This is a genomic window from Mesorhizobium sp. B2-3-13, from assembly GCF_006442195.1.
Classification (GTDB): domain Bacteria; phylum Pseudomonadota; class Alphaproteobacteria; order Rhizobiales; family Rhizobiaceae; genus Mesorhizobium; species Mesorhizobium salmacidum.
The window spans coordinates 384,544-403,609 of record NZ_VFVQ01000002.1 but is presented as its reverse complement, the minus strand read 5'-3'; the positions used below and the strand labels follow the sequence as shown (position 1 = coordinate 403,609).

Here is a 19,066-nt window from a genome sequence, read left to right as displayed (position 1 = left end):
ACCTGGTCGCCGGCATTAAAGACCGGCTTGTAACGCACCGTGAGAGGCGCGGGGCATCAGGAGGAAGTAAGCGTAATGAAGACCATCGCCAAACTGCTCTGCGGCGCCGCCCTCGCGGCCGTCGCCATCGTGCCGGCATCGGCCAAGGACCTCAACAAGGTCGGCATCTCGGTCGGCCTGCTCGGCAACCCCTTCTTCGTCGCGACCATCAAGGGCATCGAGGATGCGGCCAGGAAGATCAATCCGAAGGTCGAGGTGACGTCGGTGTCGGCCGACTATGACCTCAACAAGCAGGTCTCGCAGGTCGATTCCTTCATCGCCGCCGGCGTCGACGTGATCATGCTCAACGCGGTCGACGCCAAGGCAATCGCTCCCGCGGTGAAGAAGGCGCAGGCCGCCGGCATCGTCGTCGCCGCCTTCGACGTTTCGGCACCGGGCGCCGACGTCACTGTGATGACCAACAACGTCAAGGCCGGCGAGGAAGCCTGCCAATACCTGGTCGACCACACCGGCGGTAAGGGCGACTACGTCATCCTCAACGGACCGGCGTCTTCGTCGATCCTGGAGCGGGTGAAGGGCTGCAAGAACGTGCTTGCCCAGCATCCCGACATCAAGATCCTGTCCGACGACCAGAATGCCGAAGGCTCGCGTGACGGCGGCCTGAAAGTGTTCCAGTCGCTGCTCACTCGTTTTGACAAGATCGACGCGGTATTCGCCATCAACGATCCGACGGCGATCGGCGCCGAACTCGCCGCCAAGCAGCTCAACCGTTCCGAGTTCGTCTTCACGGCAGTCGATGGCGCACCCGATATCGAGAAGGAACTGGCGTCCGGCAAATCGATGATCAAGGCCTCGGCCTCGCAGGATCCCTATGTGATGGCCGGCCAATCGCTGACCATGGCGGCCGATCTGCTGGCCGGCAAGAAGCCCGCTGAGCCGACGGTGCTACTTGACCCGAAGCTGATCACGGCCGAGAACCTGAAGGATTACAAGGGCTGGACCGCGGCCCGCTAAGCCTCCCACGGCTGGTGCGGCCGGGGTGATCCCGGCCGCACCCATTCTCATCCCATCTCAATGCCGGAGACGATCATGTCGCGCATCGGAATCCATTCCTTCGTCTGGTCGGCAAGCTCGGCGCAGGGCGAGCTTGAACGCACGCTGGCCAATACCAAGAAGGCCGGGTTCGACCTGATCGAATTCTCCTATCTCGACCCCGCCAATGTCGATATCGGCGCGCTTGCCAAACGCATTGCCGCTCTTGATCTCGGCGTCGCGATCAGCATTGGATTGCCTGGAGATGGCGATATTTCGAGCGCCGACAAGGCGATCGCCGCGCGCGGCGTCGAGATCCTCAACGACACCATCGCGCTGACGCGCGATCTTGGCGGCCGCAAGGTCGCCGGCATTCTGTCGACCAGCCATGGGCTGCAGGTCGAGGCGCCGACACGCGATCAATGGAACCGCAGCGCGGCAACGCTGGCAAAGGTCGCCGAGACGGCGAAGGCCGCCGGCGTCACGCTCAACCTCGAAATCGTCAATCGCTTCGAGAGCAACCTGCTCAACACCGCCGCGCAGGGCCTCGCCTTCATCGAGGACACCGGGTCGGACAACATCTTCCTGCATCTCGACACCTTCCACATGAACATCGAGGAGGCCGATGTCGGTCTCGCCATCCGCCACGCGGCGGCCAAGATCGGCTATGTCCATATCGGCGAGAGCCATCGCGGCTTCCTCGGCACCGGCAACATCGACTTCGCCGGAATATTCGATGCGCTGACCGCCATCGGCTACGCCGACGACCTCAGCTTCGAATCCTTCTCCTCGGAGATCGTCGACGAAAACCTGTCGAAGAAGACCGCCATCTGGCGCAATCTGTGGACCGACAATATGGCCCTCGCCAAGCACGCGCGCGCCTTCATCGGCCTCGGGCTGGAGACGGCGCAACGCAGGGCGGAGTTGGTCTCGGCACGGCACAAGCCATAGCACTCGAAGTCGGCGGGCAGCGGGCGGGTCATGCCCGGATGCGCAGCCGCACCTGTTTCGCATGGCACGGCATTGCTCCCGTCATGTGCATCGGCTATCCGATCGCGAACACACGAAGCAAACGGAGCCCGACATGACGAACAAAACCATCTTCAAATTCGGCGCGGTCGAGCACGCGGAAGCCGGCGATCTGCCTGGCTGGATCGTGGTCGAGGGCCAGCCGACCATGCAGACCGCCGTCCAGCACACGACAGAAGACGGCAAGGTGATATCCGGAACCTGGCGGGCGTCGCCCGGCACCTATCATGCGACCTACACAGACTATGAGTTCGTGCACATGATCGCCGGCCGCATCATCATCACGCCCGACGGCGGCACGCCGGTCGAAGTTGGCCCCGGCGACGCCTTCGTGGTGGAAGCCGATTTCAAGGGCACCTGGAAGATCATCGAGCCGGTGACCAAGCATTTTGTCGTCCGGGTCCGCTGAGCCGGCCTGATCGCATCCGAAGCATGAAAAATCCCGCCATGGTTCGCCATGGCGGGTGAGCACGGCCAGCTTTGCGCACATTGCGGCATAGCTACGCGCCCCCCGCCACTTCGCTCTACCTGCTCCGCCATCGAACGGGTTTGCTCCCCGCATGCATCTCCGCACCTGAGGTCTCTGCCGCTTCCGGTTGTGGAACATTCAGCCGGCGCCGGCGTTCTTACCTCACGCTGTCTTTCAGAGATGCAATGCAGTCGCGCGCGACTGGCTTTCGAGGCACTACCATGGCCCGCAACCCACAAAGCACCGCAAGTATAGCCGGCCATCCGATCCATCCCATGCTGATCCCGTTCCCGATCGCTTTTTTCGTCGCCACCTTCGTTTGCGACCTGATCTTCTGGCGAACGGGCAGTCCGGGATGGGTCACCGGTAGTCTTTGGTTGCTCGGGGCGGGTTTGATAATGGCCGCCTTGGCAGCTCTTGCCGGGCTGACCGATGTCTTGGGCGATGTTCAAATCCGCAATCTGCGTGACGCGTGGCTCCACGCTGGCGGCAATGTGGTCGTCGTCCTGATCGAACTCTACAATTGGTATTCGCGCTATGCCCATGGCGAGACGGCGGTGATGCCCACCGGCCTTGTCCTCTCGCTGATCGTGGTTCTCATCCTTCTGTTCACGGGTTGGAAGGGATGGGAAATGGTCTACCGTCATCGCGTCGGTGTCGCCGATGGCTCAGACGAAGTGCGCTGACTCTGCGCGGACTATCCTTCGGGGCTGGCAGGTGCCCTTGAGCACGACAGGGGCCGTCCGGCCTAGTCGATAGAGCCGCACGAGGGGGCGGCTATAGGCAACGGGTCGCCCATTGCCGGAACATGCCCAGGGCCTATATCCCCTAGCAAATTTGTGATCGGCCCGACCCCGGAATTATCCGCCCCACTAGTGGTGTTCCGCTACGGTCGTGCCTTCCGCAGCCAGAGGATGCCCATATGAAAAGGTTCAATCCCACGATCAGGCTGACGGCCATGACGGTCTTGATGGGTTTTTATCAAGGCGTGGCAATGGCGCAGATGCCGGCGCAGCAGCCGGATGCAAAATCATTCAAGCTTGGCAAGCTCGACATCGTTGCACTGCACGACGCCCAGTTCGTCAAACCCAACGATGGCAAGACCTTCGGCCTCGATCACAGCCCCGCGGAAGTCGGCGAACTGCTCAAGGCGGCGGGGGCGCCGACCGATACCATCACGCTGAGCGTTGACGCCCTGCTGGTCAAATCGAAGACCAGTGTCGTGCTGATCGACACCGGTGTCGGCGGCGCGCTGCAGGACAGCCTGGCCAAGGCCGGTGTCAAACCCGGTGACGTTAACGAGATATTGATCACCCATTCTCATCCCGATCACATCGGAGGACTGGTCAAGGACGGCAAACTGGCTTTTCCCAATGCCACGGTAAGGATGTCGGACGTGGAGTGGGATTTTGCCAAGTCCAACAAGGATGCGGCCGATATCGTCAGTGTCATCGCCGACCATGTGAAACCATTCAAGGCCGGCGTCCAAATTGCGCCTGACATCACGTCGGTAGCGCTCAAGGGCCATACACCTGGCCATGTCGGCTACCAGATCAAATCCGGAAAAGAACGGCTGTTCGATATTGGTGACACGGTGCACAGCTCAATCATCTCGCTCGCCAAGCCGGACTGGGCCTTGGCCTTCGACAGCGACAAGCCGGAAGCGGAGCAGAACAGGGCCAAGACCCTGACGACGCTGGCCGAGGACCACGAGATGATCTTCGCACCACACTTCCCGTTCCCGGGTGTCGGGCAGATCGAGAAGGACGGCGACCACTTCAAATGGGTGCCAAGCGACAAGCCTCGGTAGGGATTGCTTCAGGCAATGGAAATGCCAGCCGCTTGAACCTGAGTGGTGATCCCGACAGGAATCGAACCTGTGACCTACAGATTAGGAATCTGCCGCTCTATCCTACTGAGCTACGGGACCACGCGGCCCGACACATAGCCGCTTCGGACCGTTTCGCCAAGAGGGCCGGCCGAACGCAATTCGGCCGGCGTTTTTACTGACCGGCCTCAGGCGGCTAGCGCCGTCTCCGCCAGTTTCACCCAATAGCTCATGCCGTGCGGGATGGCTTCGTCGTTGAAGTCATAGGCCGGGTTGTGAAGACCGGCGGTCTCGCCATTGCCGATGAAGATGAAGGCGCCGGGCCGGGCTTCCAGCATGTAGGAGAAATCCTCGCCGCCCATCACCGGCTGGATCGCGCGGTGCACCTGGGCATCGCCCGCCACGTCGGCGGCCACATCGCTGGCGAAGACCGTCTCATCCGCATGGTTGAACGTCACGGGGTAGTTCGCGTCGTAGTCGACTTCGATCGTCGCGCCATAGGCGGTAGCCAGCCCCGCGCAGATCGCCCGGATACGCTCTTCCGATTTCTTGGCCACTTCCTTCTTCAGCGTGCGTACGGTGCCGGCGATCTCGGCCGATTCCGGAATAATGTTGTAAGCGTCGCCCGCGTGGAACTTGGTCACCGACACCACCACGGCCTCGACCGGATCGGTGCTGCGCGAAGCGATCGTCTGCAGGGCGCCGACCAGCTGGCTGGCGATGACGATCGGGTCGATCGTGCCGTGCGGCATCGCCGCATGGCCGCCTTTGCCTTTCACGGTGATGGTGAATTCGGCCGTCGCCGCCATGATCGGGCCTGGACGGATGGCGAACTGGCCGACCGGCAGGCCGGGCATGTTGTGCATGCCGAACACTTTCGCGATAGCGAAGCGCTCCATCATGCCGTCCTTGACCATCTCGTTGCCGCCGCCGCCGCCTTCCTCCGCCGGCTGGAAGATCACCGCAACGGAGCCGGTGAAATTGCGCGTCTCGGCGAGATATTTCGCCGCGCCGAGCAACATCGCGGTGTGGCCGTCATGGCCGCAGGCATGCATCTTGCCGGGAACGGTCGACGCGTAGGGCTTGCCGGTGATCTCCTTGAGCGGCAGTGCATCCATGTCGGCGCGCAAACCGATCGTGGGGCCTTCCCCCTGACGGCCGCGAATGATGCCGACGACACCCGTCTTGCCGAGCCCGGTCACCACATCGTCGCAGCCAAACTCTTTCAGCTTTTCGGTGACGAAGGCCGCGGTCTTGAAGACATCGAAGTTCAGCTCTGGCGTCTGGTGCAGATGCTGTCGCCAGCCGGCGACTTCGTCCTGCATTTCGGCGGCGCGGTTCAGGATTGGCATGGTGGTTCCATTTCGTTGTTGGTGCAGCCGGCTTCAGCCTGAGGTTTTGCAAATGGGCCGGTGCTTGCAATTGTGCCGCAGGCTTTGCAATTGTGCCCCGGGCTTTGCAATTGTGATTGTCAGGCGCTTTGCCATGTTGGCGTCACATAGGGTAAATAGCACCGCAATAATGCGGTCCGGTTTTTGAGGGTCGGATCCTTATGCTGGCGGTCACGTAACGAAATCTTACGGAGCCAGGGGCAATCAGGGCAAGAGGCGATTTCGGATTCGATCATGCGGCACAGGCATTTCCTCAAACTATTCCCGGCTGGCGCAATCATGCTGTCGGTTCTGGCCGGGTCGGCGCTGGCCAATCCGGTGGTGGTCTTCGACCTGAAGAGCGGCCAGATCCTGCAGCACCAGGATGCGTTCAAGCGCTGGTATCCGGCCTCGCTCAGCAAGCTGATGACCGCCTATGTGACCTTCCGGGCGATCGCGGCGGGGGAAGTCCAGCTCGATTCGCCGATCAAGGTGACCAAACACTCCGCCGGCGAACCGCCGAGCAAGATGGGTTTCAAGCCGGGCTCGGTGATGCGGCTCGACAATGCGCTGAAGATGATGCTGGTCAAGTCGGCCAACGACATCGCCATGGCGGTCGGCGAGAATGTCGGCGGCTCGCAGGCAGCCTTCGCCGAAAGGATGAATGCCGAGGCGGCCAGGCTCGGCATGAACGGCACCCATTTCGTCAACCCGAACGGCCTTTACTCGCCCGACCAGTACACGACGGCCCGCGACCTTTCGATCCTGGTGATGGCGATCCGCCGCGAGTTTCCGCAATATGCGCCGTGGTTCTCGATCGAGGGGCTCGCGGTCGGCAAGAAGGCCATTCCGAACTACAATCTGCTGATCGGCCGGTATCCCGGCGCCGACGGCATGAAGACCGGCTTCGTCTGCCCGTCGGGCTTCAACATGATCGGGTCGGCGACCCGCAACGGACGCACGCTGGTGGCGGTCGTGCTTGGCGAGAAGTCGGCGGTCAGCCGTGCCGAAGCCGCTGCCAAATTGCTCGATCAGGGCTTTGACGCGCCTGCCGCCGGGTCCACCACCGTCACCACGCTCGCGCCTTACGGCGATCTGATCTCGCCCAACGACATGCATGACGAGGTCTGCAAGAAGAAGACGAAGGCGGAGCAGTCCGAGGCGCCGCCGCCGGCCGCCGCCAAGGACCAGCCTAAGTCGCCTTATCGGGAGAAGCTCGATCATGTGCCGACACTGGTTGCCGTCGGCCTTGGCGGCGCCACGGGTCCGGCGCCGAAAGCAATCCTCGACGAGGGCGCGCAGGAATATGCCGATGTGCCGATCCCGGCCTGGCGGCCCGACAAGCCGGTACCCGCCGGCACGGGCCCGAAAGTCGTGGGTGCCGCCGCGCAAGGCGACCAGTCGGCCAAGGTCGCGAATTAGAGCATAATCCAAAAAATCCGGTTTTCGCTGGAGATCATGCTCAAATCAAAAGGCAGAATCAGATGAACGGTTTCCCGATCCCCGTCTCGGTGCTGACCGGCTTCCTCGGCGCCGGCAAGACCACGCTGCTCAACCGGCTCCTGAAGGATCCGGCGCTGGCCGACACCGCGGTCATCATCAACGAGTATGGCGAGGTGACGATCGACCATCTGCTGGTCGAGCAGGCCTCCGACGGCATCATCCAGCTTTCCGACGGCTGCCTGTGTTGCACGGTGCGCGGCGAACTTGTCGACACGCTGGCCGACCTGGTCGATCGGCTGCAGACCGGCCGCATCGCCCGCCTTGCCCGCGTCATCGTCGAGACCACGGGGCTGGCCGACCCGGCACCGGTGCTGCAGTCGATCATGGGCCATCCGGCCCTGGTCCAGGCTTTTCGGCTCGATGGCGTCATAACCCTGGTCGATGCAGTCAACGGCGATACGACACTCGATGCGCATGTCGAGGCGGTCAAGCAGGTCGCGGTCGCTGACCGCATCGTGCTCTCCAAGGCCGACCTGGTCGCCGATCCCGGCGATCTCGAAACGCTGCGGGCGCGCCTGCGGCAGATCAATCCCGGGGCTCGACTGCTTGATGTCGGGGAGACGAAAGCCGGTGTGGCGGTGCTGTTCGACTGCGGCCTCTACAACCCGGCCACCAAGTCCGCCGACGTGCGGCGCTGGCTCGGCGAAGAGGTCGCGCATGATCACGACCATGATGGCCATCATGATCATCATGATCATGCCTATCGCCACGACCAGCGCGTAAAAACCCATTCGCTGGTGCATGACGGGCCGGTGCCGTTTTCAGCCATCGAGATGTTCCTCGATCTCCTGCGTTCCACACATGGCGAGCACCTGCTGCGGATGAAGGGCGTCATCGAACTGCAGGAGGACCCATCGCGGCCGCTGGTCGTGCATGGCGTGCAGAAGATCCTGCATCCGCCGGTGCGGCTGCCATCCTGGCCGGATAGCCAGCGCGGCACGCGTCTGGTGCTGATTACGCTCGACATGCCGGAAGACTATGTGCGCCGGCTGTTCGCTGCCTTCACCAACCGGCCGTCGGTCGACACGCCCGACCGCGTGGCGCTGGAACACAATCCGCTGGCGATCGCCGGACGTTGAGTCTTACGGGCGCTGTTCGCCGCGTTCGACCAGAAAGCGATGGCCATCGGGCATCGCCGCTGTCTCGATCAATTGGTGACCGCTGTCGGCGCAGAATGCCGGAATGTCGATGACGGCCAGCGGGTCGGTGGTCTCCAGCCAGAGCCTGCTGCCGGGCTGCATACCGGCCAGGCGTTTTTTCGCCTTCAGTGCGGGCAAGGGGCAGTTCAGCCCCTTCAGGTCATAGATCGCGGCTTGTTCTAAGTCACGCATATCGTTGACCCAAAACCGCTACGCACTTTTGGTCGACATGCATTGGCCAACTCAGCCGCCGAACATGCCGAGCAGCTTGTTCTTCAGCTTCGTCACGCGGCTCTCATCGGCACTTGCAGCCTGCGTCTCGGCCGCAGGTGCGGCCTCGGTTGGGGCAGCGATGGTCGCGGTGGCGACGGGAGCTTCCTTGGCGGCCTTGGCCGCTTCCTTTGCAGCCACAGCTTGCGCCTTGGCTGCTTCCTTTTCAGCCAACGCCTGTGCCTTGGCTTGCTTGGCGGCCTCGATGGCCGCCAGCCTCTGCTCCTCCGCCTTCTGCTTAGCTGCCTTCTCGGCGTCGAGCGCGGCCATCTTGCGGCCGGCGGGCGAATCGATGCGGCCCATGCGCGCCGTCTCGGTCACCGAACCGTCGGTGTTGAGCGACGGCGGATCGATCGGCACGCGCTCGCCACGAGCCCGGCGCTTCGACCAGTCGGAGACGATGCTGGCTTCCTTGATGCCGGCAATCGTCGGCTTGGGTGGCGGCACGCTGGCCTTGAGCGCGCTGTTGAAGGCCGCGTCATAGGTGCTTTGATAGGCGTTGTAGGCGCTCTTCAGCGAATCCGGCTGCGTGGTCGCCGGGCAGGGGCCGGTCGGATTGAAGATCTGCCCATCGGCGGCCACCTGGTTGAAGACGTAGCGTTTCTCGCAGACGTCGACCTTCGGCGGCACCTTGGTGACCTCGAAATTGTCGTAGCCGACCTTGAGCATCTTCCAGAATTCGTAATTCGGGTCGCTGCGGTAGCGCGCCATATTGGCCGCGGTCATGCGGAACGGAAAAGCCTGGATCTGGAACTCGGTCTGCCCGCCTTGGAAGGCGTCACGACCGAAGGCGTAGATCTGCTCGATCTGTGCGTCGGTCATCGAATAGCAGCCCGATGACGAGCAGGCGCCATGAACCATCAGATTCTGCCCGGTGCGGCCATTGGCACGATCATAGGCGTTGGGAAAGCCGATGTTGAACGACAAATGGTAGTTCGAGCGCGGATTCATCTGCGACGGGCGAACCGTGTAAAAACCTTCCGGCGCCTGGCGGTCGCCTTCCGTGTATTTCGGCCCGAGCTTGCCCGACCATTTGCAGATGTCATAGCTCGCTACCATGTCGTAGCGGCCGTTGGTCTTGGCCTTCCAGATCTCGAGCTTGCCTTCTTCCTTGAAGATGCGCGTCATCACCGAGGAGGTGCGGACCATACCCTTGGCTCTCATGTCGGCAAGGATCTTGTCGGGCAGCGGCTTGTTGGCTTCCGGGGCAAAGTCCTTCATCGACGAATCATTGCAGCCCGCGACGGCTATCGAGGCGGCAAGGACTCCAGTACGTGCAAGCTTGGCAAACATGGGCAAGGCTATGTCTTTTTTCTCGGGCCAATGGCTTCGAAACGGCCAAACCCGCATGCTGAACACCGACGGACCGTAAGCCCGTTAACCTTGAAAATTCCTTACCGCAAGGCTCGGCCAATCTCACGGTGATTTCATTGAACCGAATGGGGCGGCATTTTTGTGGCGAAATTGCTCATCGCCGCCACATTGCCAAGGACAGGGAGCTTCCGCCATCCGTGTTCCGCCGCCCAAGGGCGTCAGAGGCTGCGGCCCATCGCCAGATACTTCTCGCGGCGCTGTTCGCGGAAATCGGTGTTGGCGCCGGCAAATTCCTTCATCGTCTTGGCGATGAGATCGCCGGTCGCGGCAATCACCGTTTCGGGCGCGCGCTGGGCACCTCCCATCGGCTCGGGGATGATGGCGTCGATGATCTTCAGTTCCAGCAGGTCCTGGGCGGTGATCTTCATGTTGGTCGCCGCGTCCTTGGAGCGGGTCGTGTCGCGCCACAGGATGGAGGCGGCGCCTTCAGGCGAAATCACCGAATAGATGGCGTGTTCCAGCATGTAGACGCGGTTGGCGGTGGCGATCGCGATGGCGCCGCCCGAACCGCCTTCGCCGATGATCACCGAGATCGACGGCACTTTCAGGCCAAGGCAGGCCGAGGTCGAGCGGGCTATGGCTTCGGCCTGGCCGCGCTCCTCGGCGCCGACGCCGGGATAGGCGCCGGCCGTGTCGACCAGCGTCAGCAGCGGGATATTGAAGCGATCGGCAAGCTCCATCAGCCGCACCGCCTTGCGATAGCCTTCGGGGCGTACCGAGCCGAAATTGTGCTTCAGGCGGCTCGCCGTGTCCGAACCCTTTTCCTGGCCGAGAATTGCGATGGGTTCGCCGCGAAAACGGGCAAAGCCGCCGACGATCGCCTGGTCCTCGCCGAAATTGCGGTCACCGGCGAGCGGCGTGAAGTCGCTGAACAGGCTCTTGATGTAGTCGACGCAGTGCGGCCGGTCGGAGTGGCGCGCCACCTGCACCTTCTGCCACGGCGTCAGCGCCTTGTAGAGTTCGCGCAGCGCATCGCGCGAGCGCTTCTCGAGCCTGGTGATCTCATCGGCGACATCGACCGCCTCGCCGTTCTCGGCAAGCTTCTTCAGCTCGAGGATCTTGAGCTCAAGATCCTGCACCGGCTTTTCGAAATCGAGGTAGTTGTACATGGTTGGGCGGACCGATGCGTCGGAAGGCAAGACTGCGGAACCATTGAAACCAAGGCTCCGGGCGGTGAAATGTCGTCCTCACATAGCGATATGAGGTCTAGTCGGCAAGCGGATGATGATCGTTGACCAGCCGCACCAGCCGCTCCTCCAGCACATGGGTGTAAATCTGTGTCGTCGATATGTCGGCATGGCCGAGCAGTTGCTGCACGGCCCTGAGATCGGCGCCGTTCTGCAAGAGGTGGCTGGCGAAAGCATGGCGCAGCACGTGCGGTGAGATCTTGGCCGAGGCAATGCCGGCGCGCGCCGCCAATCCTTTCAGATCACGGGCAAAGACCTGGCGCGAGAGATAGCCGCTGTCGGATGCCGCCGGAAACAGGAACGGGCTGTTGGCGAAGGCGGGCAGCTTGGCCCGAGCGCCAAGCCAGCTCCGCATCGCCGCGCGCGCCTTGGCCGACAGCGGCACCATGCGTTCCTTGTCGCCCTTGCCGCGCACCATGAAGAAACGGTCGTCGCGTTGCGCCACCGTCACCGGCAGGCCGACCAGCTCGGAAACGCGCAGACCCGTGGCGTAGAGCACTTCGACCAGCGCATGCAGGCGCAGCGCCGCCAGCCTGTCGGCGTGGGCGAGCCCGGCATCGCCTGCTTCGTGCGCGGCGCGGTCGATCAGCCGGCCGGTTTCGGCCTCGCTCATCGTCTTGGGCAGCGGGCGGCCCTTTTTCGGGCTGTCAAGCGTGCCGGTCGGGTCATCGCCGCGCAGACCTTCGGCATAGAGGAACTTGAAGAATTGGCGGATCGCCGACAGTTTGCGCGCCTGCGAGGTCGGCGCGAAGCCGCGCGCGGCAATCTCGTCGAGATAGGCCCTGATATCGGCGGCACCTGCGCGGGCAAGTCCGCCATCGATCCCGTCGGAAGCATCCTCCAGATCGCGGCGATAGGAGGAAAGCGTATTCTCGGCCGCCCCCCGCTCGGCACTCATCATTTCCAGGAAGGCCTCGATGCGGGCGGCGCTGTTCATTTCCTTGAGGCGGTTCCGAGTCAGTTTTTTGGGATTCAGTTTTTCTTAGGATTGAGCTTTTCCGGCGGAATACGCACGCTCATTTCCGCTTTTTTCGGCTCGACGAACATCACCAGCGCGAACATCGTACCATAGGCAATGCCGGTCAGAATCGCGAGGGTCACGACAAAGCGAAACAGTGTCGGCATCAATTCTCGCCCGTCTTTTTGTTCTGCGTTTCCAAACCCTGTGCCCTTATGGGACGCCAATCCGGCCAATTCAAGGAAGAAGCGGGGCCCTGTTAGCAACTTCTGATGCGAGCGTCGCCCTGTCCATATCAGCCCAAGGCACTCGGCACGCTTGACGCAAACCGGCTTTTCATGTCGATACGCCGGCAAAGAGGGCCCAAGAAACAGCTGATGAACGCGTTACAGGCAAATCCTCCAGGCGAGACCCATGCCGCGCTGCTTGGCCGGCTGGGCGGCCGGTCCATTGTCTTTGTCGGGCTGATGGGCGCCGGCAAGACGGCGATCGGCCGCAAGGTGTCGACGATGCTTTCGCTGCCTTTCATCGACAGCGACCAGGAGATCGAGAGCGTGTCGCGGATGACCGTTCCGGAACTGTTCGAGCGCTATGGCGAGACCGAGTTCCGGGCTTTGGAACAGCGTGTCATCCTGCGCGTGCTTGAAAACGGCCCGCAGGTTCTGTCGACCGGCGGCGGTGCCTTCATGAACGCGCAGACGCGCGAGGCCATCGCCACGCACGGCGTGTCGGTGTGGCTGAAAGCCGAGCTCGACCTTCTGATGGACCGCGTTTCCAAGAAGCAGAACCGGCCGCTTTTGAAAAGCGCGGATCCCCGCGCCGTGCTGGAGCGGCTGATGGGGGAACGCTATCCGGTCTATGCCACCTCTGACATCACCGTGCCGACCCGCGACGATCGCAAGGAGGTCATCGCGGCCGAGGTGCTTGAGGCGCTGTGCCGGCATTTCGGCATCGATGCGATAGCCGCGACGGGCGAGGTCGATACATGAGCGCGGATCAGCCAGTCACCGTCGAAGTCGGTCTGGGTGACCGGGCCTACGACATCTTGATCGGCTCGGGCCTGCTGTCGCGCGCCGGCGCCGAGATTTCGCGCCGGCTGCCCGGCACACGCGCCGCCGTCGTGACCGACGAGAACGTCGCCGCCGCGCATCTCGATGCGCTGAAGGCCGGGCTCGAGACGGGTGGTATCTCGCCGGCCGTCATCACGATGCCGCCCGGCGAGAAGACCAAGAGCTTTGCCCATCTCGAGGCGGTGGTCGATGGCGTCCTGGCGGCCAGGCTGGAGCGCGGCGACGTCGTCATCGCGCTTGGCGGCGGCGTCATCGGCGATCTCACTGGTTTTGCCGCCGGCATTGTGCGGCGTGGCATGAATTTCGTGCAGGTTCCGACCTCGCTTCTGGCGCAGGTCGATTCCTCGGTCGGCGGCAAGACCGGCATCAACAGCCCGCGCGGCAAGAACCTCGTCGGCGTTTTCCTCCAGCCCAAGCTGGTGCTGGCCGACACCGAAGTGCTCGACACGCTGCCGATCCGCGAATTCCGCGCCGGCTATGCCGAGCTTGCCAAATACGGGCTGATCGACCGGCCGGAATTCTTCGCCTGGCTGGAAGCGAACTGGGAAAAGGTGTTCGCCGGCGGACCGGAACGGGTCGAGGCCATTGCCGAGGCCTGCCGCGCGAAGGCCGATGTCGTTGCCCGCGACGAGTTCGAGACCGGTGACCGCGCTTTGCTCAATCTCGGGCACACTTTCGGCCATGCGCTGGAAGCCGCCACGCAGTATGACGGCGCTCGCCTTGTCCATGGCGAAGGGGTGGCCATCGGCATGGCGCTGGCGCACCGGTTCTCGTCGCGGCTCAATCTCGCCAGCCCCGACGACGCGGCCCGCGTCGAGGCGCATCTGCGTGCCGTCGGGCTGCCGAGGCGGATGGCCGATATCCCGGGCGAACTGCCAGATGCCGAAGCCCTGCTTTCATTCATCACGCAGGACAAGAAGGTGTCGCGCGGCGCGCTGACCTTCATTCTGACGCGCGGCATCGGCCAGGCCTTCATCGCCAAGGACGTGCCGGCCTCGGAAGTGCTGTCGTTCCTCAGGGAAAGCCACCCAGCCAGCCGGAAAGCCGGCTGAGATGGACACTGGCTGGGTCGTCGTCGCCGTCCTTACCATTGTCGTCGTGCTGGTCGCTGCCGTGCGCACACGCCTGCTTGCCATGTTCGGCTATGAACTGTCGCGCATCGAGCCGCCGCGCTCGAGCCAGGACGAATTGCGCGGCGCGGTCGACGATTTCCGCCGCGACGGGCAGATGGTGCGCGAGGACCGCGACCGCATCGGCGGTCTGTTCGATCTCGAGGAGCTTGAAGTGTCCGACGTCATGGTCCACCGCACCAACATGCGCTCGGTCAATGCCGACAACGCGCCGGAAGCGGTGGTGCGCGAGATCCTGCAGAGCCCGCATACCCGCATGCCGCTCTGGAAAGGCTCGCTCGACAACATCGTCGGCGTGCTGCACGCCAAGGATCTGCTGCGGGCGCTGAACGAGGTTGGCAACGATTTTTCGCAGATCGATGTGATGAAGATCGCGTCAAAACCCTGGTTCGTGCCCGACACCACGACCTTGCAGGAACAGCTCAATGCGTTCCTGCGCCGCAAGGCGCATTTCGCCGTCGTCGTCGACGAATATGGCGAGGTCGAGGGGCTGGTGACGCTGGAGGACATCATCGAGGAGATCGTCGGCGAGATCGCCGACGAGCACGATGTCGACATCCAGGGCGTCAAGCAGGAGGCCGACGGCTCCGTCGTGGTCGAAGGCACGGTGCCGATCCGCGACCTCAACCGAGCGCTCGACTGGAACTTGCCTGACGAAGAGGCGACCACCATAGCCGGCCTCGTCATCCACGAGGCGCAATCGATCCCCGAGGAGAAGCAGGCTTTTACGTTCCACGGCAAGCGCTTCGTCGTCATGAAACGCGACAAGAACCGGATTGCCAGGGTCAGGATCCGGCCGGCCGGCGATAGTTGAGCGGCTCAGTGCTTGATGGGATCGCCGAGCCGCTCTACCGCTACGCACTTTTCCTAGAGTTGCTCTTGAGCCGTCGCCTTATCGATCCTCACTGGAACTCCCGCCCGCCGGGATGCATTCTTTCGCCGATGACGATCGATCGGCGAACCCTGCTCCTGGCTTCGATGTCCACCTTGTTGCCTGCCGGCGTGTCGGCGGCACAAGACAAGCCATCGCCCGAAACCTTCGACTATGGTCCCGCCAAGCTCGACATCTATGCGCCCGATGGCGCGAGAAACCTGCCGGTGGTCTTCTTCGTCCATGGCGGCGCCTGGCGGTTCGGCAAACGCAGCCAGGTAAACGCCAAGCCGGCCTTCCTGCTCGCCAACGGCTTCTGTTTCGTCTCCATCGACTACCGCATGCTGCCGCAGGCGGATGTCGCCACCCAGGCGGGCGACGTCGAGAAAGCCTATGCCTATGTCAGGGCCAACATCGCCCAACATGGCGGCGACCCCAACCGCATCGTCGGCATGGGCCATTCGGCCGGCTGCCATCTGATTGCGTTGACCGGCATGCGCGGCGAATTGCCCGGCGTTGCCGGGCTGCTTCTAGACGATACCAGAGCCTATGATCTTGCCGCCCTCGCCAAAAATGGCGGCATGGTGCGGGCCTATTCTCGGGTCTTTTCCGATCCTTCGCAATGGGCGGCGCTGTCGCCGGCGAGCTATGTGGATGGTCGCAAGCATCCGCCGACGTTCATCGCCTATTCTCGCGCCGATGGTCGCGGCGAGCAGTCCACGGCCTTTGCCGAGCGCCTGCGCGCCAGCGGCACTGATGTGACGCTGTTCGACGGTAGCGCCTATACGCACACGTCGATCAACCGCGACTTCGGCGAGGGTGATGATGCGCTGACCATAGCGGCGCTGGCGTTCCTGAAATCGACGGTCGGCTGAGCTCACCCAGCCTGCCCGCGGAGCATGTTCCACTCGTTCCGCTCGACAGCCTACGATGCGGCCCAAGGCCGAAACTCAGCAGTCATTGCTGGAGCGTTCGTTAAGTGTCGCACCGGTTTCGGCGTCGACCGAAGCCAGGCTGACTTCGTAACCCCAGAGGCTCCGGATATGGCGCAGGGTCGCGTCGCGGCTGCCATTGTCGAGCAGTACGCCCTCCTTCACCTTGTGCTGGAGGCGCAAATGCCGGTTACCGAGCAGGTCGACGTCCACTACCTGGATATCTGGCCGGTTCGCCCCGATGTCGTAGCTCTGGGCCAGCGCGGCACGTATCTTTTTGTAGCCGCGCTCGTTGTGTATCGAGGCGACCTCGTAATGCGAGTCGTCGGCTTGGTCGGCCAGGACAAACATCCGCCATTTCCGTATCAGGGCTGGGCTGAGGTGCTGGCGGACGAAGGATTCATCGCGGTGATTGGCCCATGCGTCCAGCAGCACGTCGCGCCAGTCACCGCGGCCCGCAATGTCGGGAAACCAGTCGCGGTCCTCCGCCGTCGGCTCGATCGAAATGCGCTGGATGTCCTGCATCATGTCGAGGCCGAGCGCGTATGGGTTGATACCGGAGAACCGGGGGTCGTCGAAGGCCGGCTGGAAGATCACATTGGAATGGTTGCGCAGGACCTCGAGCATGGCGCCCTCGCTGATCTGACCGCGGTCGAACAATGCGTTCATGAGGGTGTAGTGCACGAAGGTGGCGCAGCCTTCATTCATCACCTGCGTTTGCCGCTGCGGATAGAAATACTGCGCAACGACACGCACGATGCGGATGATCTCGCGCTGCCACGGCTCCAGGACAAGGCTGTTCTTCTCGAGGAAATAGAGCAGATTTTCCTCGGGCAGGTTGAGCGATTTCTTCCGCTCCGTCAGGCCCTCATCCTTCTTCTCCGTCTTGCTGGTGTCATGTGAAGGAGGCAGCGTGCGCCACAAATCGTTGTAGGAGCGCTCTTCGTATTCCAGGCGCTCGCGCAGCCCTTCACGCTGCCGCTCGGACGACAGCTTTGGCGGCCTGTGATATCGGAACACGCCTTGCTCCATGAGCGCGTGGGCACTATCGAGAATGCTTTCCACGGCTGACAATCCGTGCCGCTCCTCGCATCGGGCAATGTAGCCCTTGGCGAACTCCAGGTAGCTCAGGATTCCCCCGGCGTCGGTCCACTGCTGGAAAAGGTGGTTGTTCTTGAAGAAATGATTGTGTCCGAGCGCCGCATGCGCCGTCACCAGGGCCTGCAGGGCCATGGTGTTTTCCTCCATCAGGTAGACGATGCAGGGATTGGAATTGATGACCAGTTCATAGGCCAGCCCCCGGCCGCCCTTGCGGTAGAGAAAGTCCTGGTACAGGAAATGCTTGCCGAACGACCAATGACGATACATCAGCGGCATGCCGACCGATGAATAAGCGTCGAGCATCTGTTGCGAAGAAATGATTTCCATCTGCACCGGATAGGTGTCCAGCTTGAGCTCCTCGACGGCGATTGCCGCGATCGCCTCATAAGCCTGCGACAATTTCTGGAAATCCCAGTCGGATCCGGAAAAGAGCAAACCCGGTTTGCTGGCTGTCCTGGCCATGGTTTCCCCTCAGGCACTCTTCCGGAGCGCGGGCTGTTTGGCAAAGAGCTGACGAAAGACAGGATAAATATCGGCGGCCGTGGCTATTCGGCTCATCTGGAAGTTCGGCCAGTTTGACTCAATGGCGCTGTAGGCCCGCCAGAGCGACGTCCCGTTTTCGGTCGCGCCGAAGATGTGGCTCTCGCGTTCGTCGATGATCTCGACATAGGCGAAATACTGGCACAGGCGCATGAGCTTGCCATTCAGCAGGGCGATGCAGCGCTCGGAATCGGTGGCGAAATTGTCGCCGTCCGAGGCCTGGGCGGCGTAGATGTTCCACTCGCTCGCGGGATAACGCTGCTCGATGACGCGATGCATTTCCTCGAGTGCGGTGGAAACGATGGTGCCGCCGCTTTGCGTGCAGTAGAAAAAGGTTTCCTCATCCACCTCCTGCGCTTCGTGCGTGTGGCGGATGAAGACGATTTCGGTGCGCTCATAACGTCTTTTCAGGAACAGGTGCAGCAGCACGAAGAAGCGCTTGGCAAGGTCCTTCTCGCGCTCGCCCATCGAGCCCGACACATCCATCAGGCAGAACATGACCGCTTTCGCATTCGGCACCGGGCGCGGGTCGAAGCGGTTGAACCGGATGTCGACCGGGTCGACGAAGGCAATCCGCCGGCGTCGGCGCTCCAGCCGCTCGATCTCCTCTTTGAGGGCCGCGACGCGCTCGCGCGTCTGAGCATTGGGCGGTGCGGCCTCCAGCGAGGCGAGGTCCTGCAGGATCGCATCTACCGCCGCTTGCTTGGGGCGCCTGAGCGCAATGCGGCGGCCGTGGCTGTTGCGCATCGTGCGGCCGACATTGATGTTGGTCGGCGAACCGGTGGCCGCGAAACCCGCCCGGCGTGGCTTGAAGGCAAGGATCTCCTTGAGATTGAGCTTCACCAGGTCGGGCAGTTCGAGATCCTCGAAGAAAAGATCGAGCACCTCCTCGCGCGACAGGACGAAACGAAAGTCGTCCTCGGACGCGGTGTTTCCCGGTGACGAACCGCCCTTGCCTCCGCCCTGGCCAGGCTTGGGGATCAGATCACCTTGGGCGAATTGCCTGTTGCCCGGCAGAATGTGCCGGCGCCGGCCGGTGTCCCTGGCGTCGTTGAAGGTCGGCTCGCCGGTGCCTCTCTCGGGCATCGGCACGACATGGTCCGCGTCCACGTCGGCGATCCGCCCAGCACGGATCTGGTCGCGAATGCTGCGCTTGAGTTCCTCGCGGGCACGCCTGAGGAAGCGCTGGCGATTGCCAAGGCTTTTGTCCTTCGGATTGAGGCGGCGGTCGATAAAGATCGGCATGCAACCATTCGGGCTGCT

At 62.7% G+C, this 19,066-nt stretch carries 19 protein-coding genes and 1 tRNA gene; 11 read left to right on the top strand and 9 right to left on the bottom strand.

Annotated features, from left to right (window positions below; all coding sequences use genetic code 11):
- Window positions 1–75 precede the first annotated feature (75 nt).
- The 5 genes from FJ941_RS04480 (at window position 76) to FJ941_RS04460 (ending at window position 4,340) form a co-directional block, all read left to right on the top strand.
- Window positions 76–1,014 (top strand): ABC transporter substrate-binding protein, encoded by a 939-nt coding sequence (locus FJ941_RS04480; RefSeq protein ID WP_140503378.1) that lies wholly within the window; start codon window positions 76–78, stop codon window positions 1,012–1,014.
- Between the two features lie 75 nt (window positions 1,015–1,089).
- Window positions 1,090–1,983 carry a sugar phosphate isomerase/epimerase gene (locus tag FJ941_RS04475; RefSeq protein ID WP_140503376.1) on the top strand — a complete coding sequence of 298 codons (894 nt, stop codon included), beginning with the start codon at window positions 1,090–1,092 and terminating at the stop codon, window positions 1,981–1,983.
- 133 nt (window positions 1,984–2,116) lie between these two features.
- Window positions 2,117–2,470, top strand: coding sequence for a cupin domain-containing protein (locus tag FJ941_RS04470; protein ID WP_140503374.1), 354 nt, complete (start codon window positions 2,117–2,119; stop codon window positions 2,468–2,470).
- A gap of 281 nt (window positions 2,471–2,751) precedes the next feature.
- The gene (locus FJ941_RS04465; RefSeq protein WP_140503473.1) at window positions 2,752–3,216 is read left to right on the top strand and encodes a DUF2231 domain-containing protein; all 465 of its coding nucleotides are present in this window, start codon (window positions 2,752–2,754) and stop codon (window positions 3,214–3,216) included.
- 236 nt (window positions 3,217–3,452) lie between these two features.
- On the top strand, window positions 3,453–4,340 hold the full coding sequence (locus FJ941_RS04460; protein ID WP_140503372.1) for an MBL fold metallo-hydrolase: 888 nt from the start codon (window positions 3,453–3,455) through the stop codon (window positions 4,338–4,340).
- Between the two features lie 43 nt (window positions 4,341–4,383).
- Here the strand turns inward: FJ941_RS04460 and FJ941_RS04455 are convergent.
- Window positions 4,384–4,460: transfer RNA gene (locus FJ941_RS04455), tRNA-Arg, on the bottom strand.
- Window positions 4,461–4,546: 86 nt separating this feature from the next.
- Window positions 4,547–5,710: a M20 aminoacylase family protein gene (locus tag FJ941_RS04450; RefSeq protein WP_140503370.1), complete on the bottom strand. Its 1,164-nt coding sequence runs from the start codon at window positions 5,708–5,710 to the stop codon at window positions 4,547–4,549.
- 273 nt (window positions 5,711–5,983) lie between these two features.
- Between FJ941_RS04450 and FJ941_RS04445 the strand changes: the two genes are divergently transcribed.
- Entirely contained in the window at window positions 5,984–7,150 is a 1,167-nt protein-coding gene (locus FJ941_RS04445) for a D-alanyl-D-alanine carboxypeptidase family protein (RefSeq protein ID WP_140503368.1), read from the top strand.
- A 62-nt stretch (window positions 7,151–7,212) separates the two neighbouring features.
- The gene (locus FJ941_RS04440; protein WP_140503366.1) at window positions 7,213–8,310 is read left to right on the top strand and encodes a GTP-binding protein; all 1,098 of its coding nucleotides are present in this window, start codon (window positions 7,213–7,215) and stop codon (window positions 8,308–8,310) included.
- Between the two features lie 3 nt (window positions 8,311–8,313).
- Here the strand turns inward: FJ941_RS04440 and FJ941_RS04435 are convergent, their stop codons facing one another.
- The 5 genes from FJ941_RS04435 to FJ941_RS04415 all read right to left on the bottom strand — a co-directional run bounded on the left by FJ941_RS04435 (window position 8,314) and on the right by FJ941_RS04415 (window position 12,326).
- On the bottom strand, window positions 8,314–8,562 hold the full coding sequence (locus FJ941_RS04435) for a sulfurtransferase TusA family protein (RefSeq protein WP_140503364.1): 249 nt from the start codon (window positions 8,560–8,562) through the stop codon (window positions 8,314–8,316).
- A 51-nt stretch (window positions 8,563–8,613) separates the two neighbouring features.
- A complete protein-coding gene (locus tag FJ941_RS04430) occupies window positions 8,614–9,933 on the bottom strand; it encodes a murein L,D-transpeptidase family protein (RefSeq protein WP_140503362.1) in 1,320 nt (439 codons plus the stop codon).
- 239 nt (window positions 9,934–10,172) lie between these two features.
- A complete protein-coding gene (locus FJ941_RS04425) occupies window positions 10,173–11,123 on the bottom strand; it encodes an acetyl-CoA carboxylase carboxyltransferase subunit alpha (protein ID WP_140503360.1) in 951 nt (316 codons plus the stop codon).
- Between the two features lie 97 nt (window positions 11,124–11,220).
- Window positions 11,221–12,138: a site-specific tyrosine recombinase XerD gene (locus FJ941_RS04420; RefSeq protein ID WP_140503358.1), complete on the bottom strand. Its 918-nt coding sequence runs from the start codon at window positions 12,136–12,138 to the stop codon at window positions 11,221–11,223.
- 35 nt (window positions 12,139–12,173) lie between these two features.
- Window positions 12,174–12,326 (bottom strand): hypothetical protein, encoded by a 153-nt coding sequence (locus FJ941_RS04415; RefSeq protein ID WP_027143533.1) that lies wholly within the window; start codon window positions 12,324–12,326, stop codon window positions 12,174–12,176.
- Window positions 12,327–12,536: 210 nt separating this feature from the next.
- Here FJ941_RS04415 and FJ941_RS04410 point away from each other — a divergent pair, with 210 nt between their 5' ends.
- From FJ941_RS04410 to FJ941_RS04395, 4 genes are all read left to right on the top strand, one after another.
- Window positions 12,537–13,148, top strand: a complete 612-nt coding sequence (locus FJ941_RS04410) for a shikimate kinase (protein WP_027143532.1) — start codon at window positions 12,537–12,539, stop codon at window positions 13,146–13,148.
- A complete protein-coding gene (aroB, locus tag FJ941_RS04405) occupies window positions 13,145–14,281 on the top strand; it encodes a 3-dehydroquinate synthase (protein WP_140503356.1) in 1,137 nt (378 codons plus the stop codon). Before FJ941_RS04410 ends, aroB begins: the two co-directional genes overlap by 4 nt.
- Before the next feature lies 1 nt (window position 14,282).
- Window positions 14,283–15,173 carry an HlyC/CorC family transporter gene (locus FJ941_RS04400; RefSeq protein ID WP_140503354.1) on the top strand — a complete coding sequence of 297 codons (891 nt, stop codon included), beginning with the start codon at window positions 14,283–14,285 and terminating at the stop codon, window positions 15,171–15,173.
- Window positions 15,174–15,301: 128 nt separating this feature from the next.
- Complete coding sequence (locus FJ941_RS04395; protein WP_140503352.1) at window positions 15,302–16,105, top strand: alpha/beta hydrolase; 804 nt, start codon at window positions 15,302–15,304, stop codon at window positions 16,103–16,105.
- Window positions 16,106–16,180: 75 nt separating this feature from the next.
- Here FJ941_RS04395 and FJ941_RS04390 read toward each other — a convergent pair whose 3' ends face one another.
- Both FJ941_RS04390 and FJ941_RS04385 read right to left on the bottom strand, forming a co-directional pair.
- Window positions 16,181–17,725, bottom strand: coding sequence for a SpoVR family protein (locus tag FJ941_RS04390; RefSeq protein ID WP_140503350.1), 1,545 nt, complete (start codon window positions 17,723–17,725; stop codon window positions 16,181–16,183).
- 9 nt (window positions 17,726–17,734) lie between these two features.
- Window positions 17,735–19,048: a YeaH/YhbH family protein gene (locus tag FJ941_RS04385; protein ID WP_140503348.1), complete on the bottom strand. Its 1,314-nt coding sequence runs from the start codon at window positions 19,046–19,048 to the stop codon at window positions 17,735–17,737.
- Window positions 19,049–19,066: the final 18 nt, after the last annotated feature.

What these genes read in the sequence shown, in the direction of transcription:
- FJ941_RS04480 (WP_140503378.1), top strand. Translation starts at nt 76, where the DNA reads ATGAAGACCATCGCCAAACTGCTCTGCGGCGCCGCCCTCGCGGCCGTC.
- FJ941_RS04475 (WP_140503376.1), top strand. Translation starts at nt 1,090, where the DNA reads ATGTCGCGCATCGGAATCCATTCCTTCGTCTGGTCGGCAAGCTCGGCG.
- FJ941_RS04470 (WP_140503374.1), top strand. Translation starts at nt 2,117, where the DNA reads ATGACGAACAAAACCATCTTCAAATTCGGCGCGGTCGAGCACGCGGAA.
- FJ941_RS04465 (WP_140503473.1), top strand. Translation starts at nt 2,752, where the DNA reads ATGGCCCGCAACCCACAAAGCACCGCAAGTATAGCCGGCCATCCGATC.
- FJ941_RS04460 (WP_140503372.1), top strand. Translation starts at nt 3,453, where the DNA reads ATGAAAAGGTTCAATCCCACGATCAGGCTGACGGCCATGACGGTCTTG.
- FJ941_RS04450 (WP_140503370.1), bottom strand. Translation starts at nt 5,710, where the DNA reads ATGCCAATCCTGAACCGCGCCGCCGAAATGCAGGACGAAGTCGCCGGC.
- FJ941_RS04445 (WP_140503368.1), top strand. Translation starts at nt 5,984, where the DNA reads ATGCGGCACAGGCATTTCCTCAAACTATTCCCGGCTGGCGCAATCATG.
- FJ941_RS04440 (WP_140503366.1), top strand. Translation starts at nt 7,213, where the DNA reads ATGAACGGTTTCCCGATCCCCGTCTCGGTGCTGACCGGCTTCCTCGGC.
- FJ941_RS04435 (WP_140503364.1), bottom strand. Translation starts at nt 8,562, where the DNA reads ATGCGTGACTTAGAACAAGCCGCGATCTATGACCTGAAGGGGCTGAAC.
- FJ941_RS04430 (WP_140503362.1), bottom strand. Translation starts at nt 9,933, where the DNA reads ATGTTTGCCAAGCTTGCACGTACTGGAGTCCTTGCCGCCTCGATAGCC.
- FJ941_RS04425 (WP_140503360.1), bottom strand. Translation starts at nt 11,123, where the DNA reads ATGTACAACTACCTCGATTTCGAAAAGCCGGTGCAGGATCTTGAGCTC.
- FJ941_RS04420 (WP_140503358.1), bottom strand. Translation starts at nt 12,138, where the DNA reads ATGAACAGCGCCGCCCGCATCGAGGCCTTCCTGGAAATGATGAGTGCC.
- FJ941_RS04415 (WP_027143533.1), bottom strand. Translation starts at nt 12,326, where the DNA reads ATGCCGACACTGTTTCGCTTTGTCGTGACCCTCGCGATTCTGACCGGC.
- FJ941_RS04410 (WP_027143532.1), top strand. Translation starts at nt 12,537, where the DNA reads ATGAACGCGTTACAGGCAAATCCTCCAGGCGAGACCCATGCCGCGCTG.
- aroB (WP_140503356.1), top strand. Translation starts at nt 13,145, where the DNA reads ATGAGCGCGGATCAGCCAGTCACCGTCGAAGTCGGTCTGGGTGACCGG.
- FJ941_RS04400 (WP_140503354.1), top strand. Translation starts at nt 14,283, where the DNA reads ATGGACACTGGCTGGGTCGTCGTCGCCGTCCTTACCATTGTCGTCGTG.
- FJ941_RS04395 (WP_140503352.1), top strand. Translation starts at nt 15,302, where the DNA reads ATGACGATCGATCGGCGAACCCTGCTCCTGGCTTCGATGTCCACCTTG.
- FJ941_RS04390 (WP_140503350.1), bottom strand. Translation starts at nt 17,725, where the DNA reads ATGGCCAGGACAGCCAGCAAACCGGGTTTGCTCTTTTCCGGATCCGAC.
- FJ941_RS04385 (WP_140503348.1), bottom strand. Translation starts at nt 19,048, where the DNA reads ATGCCGATCTTTATCGACCGCCGCCTCAATCCGAAGGACAAAAGCCTT.